The organism is Mycobacterium sp. E787 (genome assembly GCF_001668725.1).
Classification (GTDB): domain Bacteria; phylum Actinomycetota; class Actinomycetes; order Mycobacteriales; family Mycobacteriaceae; genus Mycobacterium.
The window spans coordinates 89,855-100,707 of sequence record NZ_LZKL01000042.1 but is presented as its reverse complement, the minus strand read 5'-3'; the positions used below and the strand labels follow the sequence as shown (position 1 = coordinate 100,707).

The window sequence follows — 10,853 nt, the reverse complement described above, 5'->3', positions numbered from 1 at the left end:
CCCGCGCCAAAACCGGCCGAGGCCGAACAGCCCGGCATGGCCGTGCCCACATCGAAGAGGCCGAGCCATTTCGTCGCCGCGTTCAACTACGGCTACGTGCGCGAAAACGGTCGAAAATGGGTGGCCGATGCGCGCGGATCTCAGTTGGCCCGGGCCTGTGGGGGCTCCGGCATCGGTGCCTCCACGGCCAGCCTTTCGCCCTCGCCGGCCTCCGGCGCCTCCGCCGCCTTCGGCTTGATGGCCGAGATCTCTGCGGCCGGTCCCGCCGCGGCCTGCGTGCTCGCGAGAGGTGTGGCGGCGACCGGAACCGGCGCCTCTACGACTTCCGGTGCCGGCGCTTCCTCGACCGGCGGCACGGCGGGCGTCTCGGTTTCCTCCGCGGGCGCCGTGGCGGGGACCGGCATGCCCGTCCCCGGGGTCCCCGAAGCCGACGAGTTCATCGCCGCGGACGCCATCATCATCGCTCCCATGCCGCCGGCGCCGATCATGCCGGGGTTCATGCCGCCGACATTCATCGCGCCGACGTTCGCCGCGCCGACGTTTCCGGTGCCCAGGTAGGTGCCGCCCGTACCCGTCGCAGCGACGTCGGCATTGGCGTCGGCGCCCGGGGCGGCGCCGGCGTAGCTGCTGTCCACACCTCCGGTGCTCGCCGCGGCGCCCGCGCTGACGGCCCCCGCTCCGCTGCTGCCGCCGCCCACGTTCGCGTTGGCCTGAGTGCCACCGCCGCCCGCACCGGCCGCTCCACCCGCACCCGCGACGGCGGCGGTGCCGCCCGCGGGATTCGAGTTGCCGCCGATCCCCCCGAGGCCGGGGAGGCTGGGGATGGCCGGCAGGCTGGCCTGGCCCGCCAGCAGTTGCCCGGCTGCCGCCGAGGCGCCACCGTGATAGCCCACCATCGCCGCCACGTCCTGGGCCCACATCTCCAGGTAGTTGAATTCCGTCTCCGCGATCGCCGGCCAGTTTTGGCCGAAGAGGTTGCTCATCACCAGCTGAACCAGGCCGTTGCGGTTGGCTTGCACCGCGAGCGGATGCACGGTCGCCGCCACCGCACTCTCAAACGCGCTGACGACCGCCTGGGCCTGTGCCGCCGCCCCGGCCGCTTGAGTTGCCGCCGCACTCAGCCACGAGGCATACGGGGCCGCCGCCTGTGCCATCGCCTGCGCGGCCGCGCCCTGCCACGCCTGGCTCGCCAGGTTCGAGGTGACCGACGCGAACGACTGGGCCGCGGACGACAACTCGGACGCCAGCCCGTTCCAGGCCGCCGCGGCCTCCAGCATCGGACCCGAACCCGCTCCCGAGTACATCAGTAGCGAATTGATCTCCGGCGGCAACCCAAAGAAGCTCACATCATCCCCTAGCAGCGCATCAGTCGATACAACGAAGCTAAGCCAAAACCGGCGGAGGTTCAGCGCCTTCGCCAGATTCAAAGAATTCTAGAGCTACGGCCCCCGGCACACACCGGAACCCGATGAGAACGCCCGTGTCAGTGCGTTACGACGGCGCCACTTTCCTGCTCACGCTTGATTTCCAAAGCGATGTCGATGAGTTGGTCTTCCTGGCCACCGATCAGCTTGCGCTGACCGGCCCGGTGCAGCAGCGCCGCCGCGGGCACGCCGTAGCGTTCGGCCTGGCGCACGGCGTGCTTGAGGAAGCTGGAGTAGACGCCCGAGTAGCCCATGATCAGCGCGTTGCGGTCGAGCAGACATTCGGCGGGCATGGCCGGTCGGACGACGTCCTCCGCGGCGTCGGCGATGTCGAAGAAGTCGATGCCGGTCTTGACGCCGATCTTGTCGAACACCCCGATCAGCGCCTCGACGGGCGCGTTACCCGCACCGGCCCCGAAGCGGCGGCAGGAGCCGTCGATCTGCTTGGCTCCGGCGCGGACGGCCTCCACCGAGTTGGCCACCCCCAGCCCGAGGTTTTCGTGGCCGTGGAAGCCCACTTGGGCGTCGTCGCCGAGCTCGGCGACGAGCGCCGCCACCCGGTCGCGCACGCCTTCGAGGACGAGCGCCCCGGCCGAGTCGACCACGTAGACGCACTGGCAGCCGGCGTCGGCCATGATGCGCGCCTGCTGCGCGAGCTTCTCCGGCGGAATGGTGTGGGCCATCATGAGGAACCCGACGGTCTCCAGGCCCAACTCGCGCGCCAGCCCGAAGTGCTGGATGGAGACGTCCGCCTCGGTGCAGTGGGTGGCGATGCGGCAGATCGACCCGCCGTTGTTCTGGGCCTCCTTGATGTCCTCCTTGGTGCCGACCCCGGGCAGCATCAAAAAGGCGATCTTGGCCTCCTTGGCGGTCTCGGCCGCGAGCTTGATCAGCTCCTGCTCGGGTGTCTTGGAGAACCCGTAGTTGAAGCTGGACCCGCCGAGCCCGTCGCCGTGCGTCACCTCGATGACCGGCACGCCCGCGGCGTCCAACGCGGCCACGATGGCTTGCACTTCGTCTTTGGTGAACTGATGGCGCTTGTGATGGGAACCGTCCCGCAGCGACGTGTCGGTCATCCGCACGTCCCAGATCGGGTTGAAGAAAATCTCGTCCTGCACGCTCATGCTTGCGCTCCTCCCGCCGTCGTCGACAGCGATTCCTTCGCTATCTCCTCGCCGACCTTGGTGGCCGCGGCGGTCATGATGTCGAGGTTGCCCGCATACGGCGGCAGGTAATCGCCGGCGCCCTCGACCTCGACGAACGTCGTGACGACGGCCTGGCCCCCGGAGTTGAGTGAGGGCTCGTCGAACTGCGGCTCGTTGAGCAGCCGGTACCCCGGCACGTAGGTCTGCACCTCGGCCACCACATCGCGGATGGACTTCGCGATCGCGTCGCGGTCGGCGTCCTCGGGGATGGCACAGAAGATGGTGTCGCGCATGATCATCGGCGGGTCGGCCGGGTTCAGGATGATGATCGCCTTGCCGCGTTTGGCGCCGCCGATGGTCTCGACGCCCTTGCTGGTGGTCTTGGTGAATTCGTCGATGTTGGCCCTGGTGCCCGGCCCCGCGGAGACCGACGCGACCGAGGCGACGATCTCGGCGTACGGCACCTCGACGACGCGACTGACGGCGTAGACGATCGGGATGGTCGCCTGTCCCCCGCAGGTGATCATGTTGACGTTGGGCGCGTCGAGATGCTCGCGCAGGTTCGCCGGCGGGATCACCGCGGGGCCCACCGCGGCCGGTGTCAGGTCGATGGCCCGGATTCCCGCGGCCGCATACTTGGGCGCGGCGTCCCGGTGCACGTAGGCGCTGGTCGCCTCGAACACCAAATCGGGCTTCTCGGACTGCGCCAGCAGCCAGTCGACCCCTTCGTGAGTGGTTTCCAGGCCCAGCTTGCGGGCCCGCGCCAGGCCCTCGCTCTCCGGGTCGATGCCCACCATCCAGCGCGGCTCCAGCCAGTCCGATCGGAGAAGTTTGTACAGCAGATCGGTGCTGATATTTCCCGACCCGACAATCGCCACACTCGCCTTGGACGGCATGATGCTCCTTGTTTTTGGACTAATTCAAAACTAATCCGACGCTATTCAAAGGACAACCGCACGGAACCGAGTCCCGAGAAATCGGCGACGAATTCATCGCCGGCGCGTGCATCTATCGCTCGCGTGCACGATCCGGGTAACACGATGTCGCCTTTTTTCAGCCGCACCCCGAAGCTTTCCACTTTGCGGGCCAACCACGCGACCGCGGTCACCGGATTGCCCAACACGGCGTCGCTGCGGCCCTCGGCGATCACGTCGCCGTTGCGCCTGAGGACCGCGTCGATCGCCTTGACGTCGATGTCGGCCGGCGACACTCGCGCCTCGCCCAGCACGAAGCCGGCCGACGAGGCGTTGTCGGCGATGGTGTCGCACAACGCGATCTTCCAGTCGGTGATGCGGGTGTCGATCAGCTCGATCGACGGGGCCAGGGCCGCGGTGCCCGCCAGCACGTCGTCCTCGGTGCAACCCGCTCCCGGCAGGTCCTCGGAGAGGATGAAACCCACCTCGACCTCAACCCGCGGATACAGGTAGCGGCCGGCCTTGACCGGGGTGTCCTCGAAGACCTGCATCTCGTCGAGCAGGTGGCCGTAGTCCGGCTCGTCGACGCCCATCATCTGTTGCATCGCCAGGGACGACAGGCCCACCTTGTGCCCGAGCACCCGCGCGCCTTCGGCCACCCGCTGGCGGATGTTGATCAGCTGAATCTCGTAGGCGTCGACGACGTCGATCTCGGGGTATCGGGCGGTCAGCGGGGCGATGGGCTCGCGGCTGCGCTCGGCCTGCGCCAGGTCGGCGGCCAGCTCGTCGCGGATCGCAACAGTGAGCATTTACCGAAGTCCCCTCGTTCTTGTGACCGGGCCGGTAGCGCCCAACCCGAGCAATTCTATAACGTGTTCTACATGACAGCGCAGGAGTACGACGTCGTCGTGGTGGGGAGCGGCGGCGCCGGCATGGTGGCCGCCCTCACCGCCGCGCACCACGGCCTATCGACAGTAGTCATCGAGAAGGCCCCCCATTTCGGCGGCTCCACGGCGCGGTCGGGCGGCGGGGTCTGGATTCCCAACAACGAGGTGCTCAAGCGCGACGGCGTGCGGGACTCCCCGGAGGCCGCCCGCACATACCTGCACGGCATCATCGGCGACATCGTCGAACCGGAGCGCATCGACGCCTACCTCGAGCGCGGACCCGAGATGCTCTCCTTCGTGCTCAAGCACACGCCCTTGAAGATGTGCTGGGTGCCGCGCTACTCCGACTATTACCCCGAGGCGCCGGGTGGCCGCGCGGAGGGCCGGTCGATCGAACCCAAGCCGTTCAACGCCCGCAAGCTGGGCCCCGACGAAGCCGGCCTGGAACCGGCCTACGGCAAGGTCCCGCTCAACGTGGTTGTGATGCAACAGGATTACGTGCGCCTCAACCAGCTCAAACGGCACCCGCGCGGCGTGGCGCGCAGCCTGAAGGTCGGCGCGCGGACCATGTGGGCCAAGGCGACCGGCAAGAACCTGGTGGGCATGGGACGCGCGCTGATCGGGCCGTTGCGGATCGGGTTGCAGCGCGCCGGCGTTCCGGTCGTGCTGAACACCGCGCTCACGGACCTCTACGTCGAGGACGGGGCGGTGCGGGGCGTCTACGTCCGCGACACCGGCACGTCGGAATCGGCTGAGCCGCGCCTGATCCGGGCAAGGCGCGGCGTGATCCTGGCCAGCGGCGGGTTCGAGCACAACGAGCAGATGCGGGTGAAGTACCAGCGCGCCCCGATCACCACGGAGTGGACGGTCGGCGCCAAGGCCAATACCGGTGACGGGATCGTCGCGGGCGAAAAGCTCGGTGCCGCACTGGAGTTGATGGAGGACGCCTGGTGGGGCCCGACGGTGCCGTTGGTGGGCGCGCCGTGGTTCGCCCTGTCGGAGCGCAATTCCCCGGGCTCGATCATCGTCAACATGTCGGGCAAGCGGTTCATGAACGAGTCGATGCCCTACGTCGAGGCCTGCCATCACATGTACGGCGGCGAATACGGCCAGGGCCCGGGGCCCGGCGAGAACATCCCGGCCTGGCTGGTGTTCGACCAGCAATACCGCGACCGCTACATCTTCGCGGGACTGCAACCGGGACAACGCATTCCACGCAAGTGGCTGGACTCAGGCGTGATCGTGCAGGCCGATTCCCTTGCGCAGCTGGCCGAGAAGGCCGGCCTGCCGGGCGATGAGCTGGCAGCCACCGTGCAGCGTTTCAACGGCTTCGCGCGCTCAGGCGTCGACGAGGACTACCACCGCGGGGAAAGCGCCTATGACCGCTACTACGGCGACCCCACCAACAAGCCCAATCCCAACCTCGGCGAGATCAGCCACGCGCCCTACTACGCCGCCAAGATGGTGCCCGGCGACCTGGGCACCAAGGGCGGCATCCGCACCGACGTGCACGGCCGCGCGCTGCGCGACGACGGCAGCATCATCGAGGGCCTCTACGCCGCGGGCAATGTCAGCGCACCCGTGATGGGGCACACCTATCCCGGCCCGGGCGGCACCATCGGGCCGGCGATGACCTTCGGTTACCTGGCCGCGCTTCACATCGCGGGGGGTAACTGACATGCCGATCGATGTAGACGTGGCGCTGAGCGCCGAGCTGGAGCCCATCGAATTCTCTTGGAGCAGTAGCGACATCCAGCTGTACCACCTGGGTTTGGGGGCCGGTGCGGATCCGATGGACCCGCGCGAGCTGCGCTACCTTGTCGACGACACCCCGCAGGTGCTGCCGACGTTCGCCAACGTCGCGGCTTCCTTCCACATGACGAAGCCGCCGACGGTGCAGTTTCCCGGCATCGACATCGAGCTGAGCAGGGTGCTGCACGCCAGCGAACGCGTCGAGGTGCCCGGGCCGCTGCCGCCGTCGGGCTCGGCCACCGCCGTCACCCGGTTCACCGACATCTGGGACAAGGGCAAGGCCGCGGTGATCTGGAGCGAGACGACCGCCAGCGCCCTGGACGGGACCCTGCTGTGGACGCAGCGGCGGTCGATCTTCGCCCGCGGCGAGGGCGGATTCGGCGGCGAACGCGGCCCGTCCTCGTCGGACGCGACGCCGGATCGGGCGCCCGACCTCGAGGTCGACGTGCCGATCCTGCCGCAGCAGGCGCTGCTGTACCGGCTCTGCGGCGACCGCAACCCGCTGCACTCCGACCCCGAATTCGCCGCCGCCGCAGGCTTTCCCAGGCCGATTCTGCACGGCCTGTGCACCTACGGCATGACCTGCAAGGCGATCACCGACGCGCTGCTGGACGGCGACGCCGGGGCCGTCGCGGCCTACGGCGCGCGCTTCGCCGGCGTGGCCTATCCCGGCGAGACGCTCAAGGTCGGCATCTGGAAGGAGAACGGCCGGTTCCTGGCCGGCGTCGTCGCGCCGTCGCGCGACAACGCCGTCGTGCTCTCCGGGGTCGAACTGGTCCCTGCGTAGCGCCTTTGCCGCGGGCCGATTACAGCTAAACTGCGGAATATGCTGGGCGCCCAGGTTGCGGGCAGGGACACTGACAGCTGCACCCCATGAGCCCCGACGGGCGGTCACCCGAACCGAATGTGACCGACGAACGAACCGCGCTGCGCAGTATCCCGATATTCGCTGAGATCGACGACGAACAACTCGACCAACTTTCGCTCGCCGTAGATCGCCGACACGTCCCCGCCAACGACTGGCTCTTTCACATGGGAGAACCCTCCGACGCCGTCTATCTCATCGCCTCCGGGCGATTCGCGGCCGTCGGCCCCGATGGACAGGTGCTTCGCGAGATGGCGACCGGTGAGTCGATCGGAGAGCTGGGCGTGATCACCGGCGCCGTTCGGTCGGCCGGGATACGGGCCCTTCGGGACGGCGTCGTCTGGCGGATCGCCGCTGACACGTTCACCGAGGTGCTGGCGAAGGCTCCGCAGCTGCAATCGGCGATGTTCCGAGCGATGGCCGGCACGCTTCGCGAGTCACGATCCGCCAACGTCTCTCGGGGTCTTCGAGTCGTCAGTGTGCTGTCGACCGGGGATGTGGCCGCGGCCCCGATCGTCGACGCCATCGCGACCCGTTTGGGCTCGTACGGTCGGACCGCGGTGGTTGCGCCGCCCGTCGACACGACGGCCACAGCCGGTCACTATGGCGAGCTCGTCGAAGCGTTCAGCGAGACCCTCGATCGGGTGGAGCGCAGCAACGATTGGGTCTTGCTGGTGGCCGATCGAGGTTCGGGCGATGTCTGGCGCCGATACGTCGTCGCGCAAAGCGATCGACTCGTGGTCCTGGCGGATCAAGCCCATCACCCGGAAGGGTTCGATCCACCCGCCACCCAACGGCCGGTCCACCTCGTCACGTGCAACGTCGTACCGGATCCGAGCTGGTTCGATCTGCTGCACCCGGTCTCGCATCACGCCGCCGACAACGACGGCATCGGCGCTCTGGCCCGCAGAATTGCCGGCCGATCCCTGGGCCTCGCGCTGGGCGGTGGCGGCGCGCGGGGGCTCGCGCACTACGGCGTCTACGAGGAGCTCACCCGCGCGGGCGTCGTCATCGACCGGTTCGCCGGAACCAGTTCCGGTGCCCTGGCTGCCGCCACGTTCGCGCTCGGGTTGGACGCAAGGGATTGCACCGCCGCGGCACGGAAGTACGTTGCGGAGACCAGGCCGGTCAGCGACTACACGATCCCTGCGGTCGCCCTGACCCGAGGTCGCCGTGTCGACCGGCTGATTGCAGGATTCTTCGGCAGCACCACCTTGATCGAGCATCTGCCGAAAGAGTTTTTCTCAGTCTCTACCGACATCATCACGGGCGATCAGGTCATCCATCGGCGGGGGCTGCTGTGGGTCGCCGTGCGCGCATCGATCTCGATCCCCGGTCTGCTGCCGCCGGTGCGGTATGGCGAGCGGCTGCTCGTCGACGGTGGACTGCTGAACATCCTGCCGGCCGACGTCATGTGCGCGGACCCGGATGGCGAGGTCATCTGCGTCGATCTCCGCCGAACGTATGTGCCGTCGAAGGGCTTTGGTCCGCTGCCGGAAAAGCTGCAGCCGCCCGCGGTGGTCCGGCGGCTGTTGACCGGCACGGACGCAGCCCTGCCGCCGCTGCAGGAGACGTTGCTTCGCAGCGTTGAGTTGGCCGCGCCCAAGGGAAACCTACGCGAGATGCCCCGGGTGACGGCGATCATCGAGCCGGACGTCTCGGCGATCGGTCCCTTGGACTTCAAAAACATCGATGCCGCCCTGGAAGCCGGACGGATCGCCGCCCGGGCGGCCCTCGAGGCACAGCCGACGCTCGTTGGCTGACCGGCTGTTCGCGTTCTCCGCAGCTTGTACTATTACCTCTGCAGCAGACAGCTTCGTGTGCAGCTAGGTCGTCAAGCGATGCGCTCCGATTGGTGGGACAAGCCGTTGGCCCATCTCGTCATGCACATGAACGGCGGCGAGAAGAGCGTACCGATTTTCGATCAGCTGTTCGTCGGCCGGCAGTGCGCCGGGATCGACGAACACCGCCGACTGGTGATCCCCGATCCGAACATCTCGCGTAACCACCTCGAGATCCGTCTGGACGTCGCCACCGACCGGGCGTTCCTCATCGACGTCAGCACCAATGGGACGTTGCTCAACGGCATGCCGCTGGAGCGGGCCGTGCAGGTCCCCCTCAGGCCCGACGATCAGATCTCCGTCGGCGACGCCGTGCTGATCTTCCGATCGGACCGGTTCAACGCCGCCGGGGTGACCAACACCAGCCCGACCCTGACCCGGATCGTCGAGGAGACGATGGTGATGGTGGTCGGGGACATCACCAACTACTCGACGATCTCGGAAGTCACCGACAACCGGGTGATCGCCCGGAGCCTGAACTATCTGTGGCACGAGCTCAACCTCGTGCTGCGCGCCCACCGCGGCACGCTCAACCATTACGCCGGCGACGCGCTGTATGCGGTGTGGGAACTGCGGACGATTCCCACGGCCAACGAGCTCGCCATCGACTTCGCGCTCGCCGCCAACCGGAGGGTCGGGGAGCTCGGGCCCACGCTCCCGCTGCGCGCACCGGACGGTTCGCCGATCCGCATGGGCTGGGGGGTGGTGCAGGGCCGTGCCGCGATCGCCGCGATGACGAGGACGGTAACGGCCGTGATCGGCGACGCGACGAACGTGGCGTTCCGGTTGGCCGGCATCGCAGGGCGGGCCGGGCATCCCGACGTGATGGTGAGCTCCCGCGTGCACGCTGCCGTCGAGGCGCACTACGCCTGGGGCCACGCCGAGCAGGTAGCGATCAAGGGCCGGCGCGGAATGGAGACCGTCTTTCCGGTCCTGGCGCGGTCGTAGCCGACCGCACCTTCCTTGGGCGCCTTTCTTTGGGCGCCTTCTTTGGGCGCCTTCTTTGCGCGCCGAACGTGCGTCTGGCCGCACCGTCGGCGGCGGGTGTGCGGTTAGCCGCACGCTCGCCCGGCCATTGCGTCACGAACACGGCAAACGATATCGGCGGGCCGGTCCCCTGACACCACCCGGATGACGGTCCACCCGAGTCGGTCGAGCCTCTCCAGTCGCCGGCGATCCCAGTTGTATTGGCGGCGATCGCTGCGATGCTGATCGCCGTCGTATTCGACGGCGATCTTGAGGTCCTCCCAGCCCATGTCGAGGTAAGCGAACACATTGCCAGCCTCGTCGCGCACCGGAATCTGTGTCTGCGGTCTGTGCAGGCCCGCCTGGATCAACACGATGCGCAACCAGGACTCTTTGGGCGACTGTGCACCCGGATCGAACAGGGTTACCGCTTGGCGGGCTCGCACGATGCCTCTGCGCCCGGGGTATCTCCGAGCCAGCAGCTCAACATCGGCAGCTTTGATCTCTGTTGCTCTGGCGAGGGCGTCGATGCCGGCCACCGCCGTCATGGTCGGATACCAACAGCCGAAGTCCAGTGCCGTCCTGACCGACGAAGTGACCGGCACACCGCCCACCAGCTTGATTTCGTCCTCGTCGATACGGTCCCCGTGTGCCTGGATTCCAGGCGGAGTGCGCCGATTGTCGTGAATCAACTCCACGACCAGTCCATCATCGACCCATCTGCTGCCATGCAGAGCGGCCGCGGCAAATCCCGCGACAACACCTCGGCGTCCGGTCCACAGCCACCCGGCTTTGGCGAGTAGGGCGGCGGTGATGCCGACATCACGCTCCACGTAGACGTCTGGGAACAATCGACGAAAGCGGGTAGCCAATTGGGACTTGGACATCGCGCCTGCCGCGATGGCCTCGTTGCCGATGAATGGCTCGCGCACGACGGCAGCCTCGCAGGCAGTGCCATCAACGTCACTTCAACTATCAACAGTTCGCCGAACGTGCGGCTGGCCGCACACTCGAACGCGAACGTGCGGCTAGCCGCGCGTTCGGCACGGCAGCAGAGGA

General features: G+C 67.8%; 9 protein-coding genes. 4 read left to right on the top strand and 5 right to left on the bottom strand.

Going from position 1 to position 10,853, the window contains the following annotated elements; all coding sequences use genetic code 11:
- Window positions 1–140: 140 nt before the first annotated feature.
- The 4 genes from A5705_RS09190 to A5705_RS09175 all read right to left on the bottom strand — a co-directional run bounded on the left by A5705_RS09190 (window position 141) and on the right by A5705_RS09175 (window position 4,292).
- Complete coding sequence (locus A5705_RS09190) at window positions 141–1,346, bottom strand: PPE family protein (protein WP_067873201.1); 1,206 nt, start codon at window positions 1,344–1,346, stop codon at window positions 141–143.
- Between the two features lie 137 nt (window positions 1,347–1,483).
- Window positions 1,484–2,548, bottom strand: a complete 1,065-nt coding sequence (dmpG, locus tag A5705_RS09185; RefSeq protein ID WP_068276957.1) for a 4-hydroxy-2-oxovalerate aldolase — start codon at window positions 2,546–2,548, stop codon at window positions 1,484–1,486.
- Window positions 2,545–3,465, bottom strand: a complete 921-nt coding sequence (locus tag A5705_RS09180; protein ID WP_067873194.1) for an acetaldehyde dehydrogenase (acetylating) — start codon at window positions 3,463–3,465, stop codon at window positions 2,545–2,547. The genes dmpG and A5705_RS09180 overlap by 4 nt, the downstream gene beginning before the upstream one ends.
- A 41-nt stretch (window positions 3,466–3,506) precedes the next feature.
- Window positions 3,507–4,292 carry a 2-keto-4-pentenoate hydratase gene (locus A5705_RS09175; protein ID WP_067873191.1) on the bottom strand — a complete coding sequence of 262 codons (786 nt, stop codon included), beginning with the start codon at window positions 4,290–4,292 and terminating at the stop codon, window positions 3,507–3,509.
- Window positions 4,293–4,364: 72 nt separating this feature from the next.
- Here A5705_RS09175 and kstD point away from each other — a divergent pair, with 72 nt between their 5' ends.
- The 4 genes from kstD (at window position 4,365) to A5705_RS09155 (ending at window position 9,776) form a co-directional block, all read left to right on the top strand.
- On the top strand, window positions 4,365–6,047 hold the full coding sequence (gene kstD / locus A5705_RS09170) for a 3-oxosteroid 1-dehydrogenase (RefSeq protein WP_068276977.1): 1,683 nt from the start codon (window positions 4,365–4,367) through the stop codon (window positions 6,045–6,047).
- A gap of 1 nt (window position 6,048) precedes the next feature.
- Entirely contained in the window at window positions 6,049–6,909 is an 861-nt protein-coding gene (locus tag A5705_RS09165) for a MaoC/PaaZ C-terminal domain-containing protein (protein WP_067873188.1), read from the top strand.
- 86 nt (window positions 6,910–6,995) lie between these two features.
- Entirely contained in the window at window positions 6,996–8,750 is a 1,755-nt protein-coding gene (locus A5705_RS09160; RefSeq protein ID WP_067873185.1) for a patatin-like phospholipase family protein, read from the top strand.
- A 78-nt stretch (window positions 8,751–8,828) separates the two neighbouring features.
- The gene (locus tag A5705_RS09155) at window positions 8,829–9,776 is read left to right on the top strand and encodes an adenylate/guanylate cyclase domain-containing protein (protein WP_067873182.1); all 948 of its coding nucleotides are present in this window, start codon (window positions 8,829–8,831) and stop codon (window positions 9,774–9,776) included.
- 104 nt (window positions 9,777–9,880) lie between these two features.
- On the opposite strand, the gene A5705_RS09150 is transcribed toward A5705_RS09155, so the two are convergent.
- Entirely contained in the window at window positions 9,881–10,726 is an 846-nt protein-coding gene (locus tag A5705_RS09150) for a DUF559 domain-containing protein (protein WP_067873179.1), read from the bottom strand.
- Window positions 10,727–10,853: the final 127 nt, after the last annotated feature.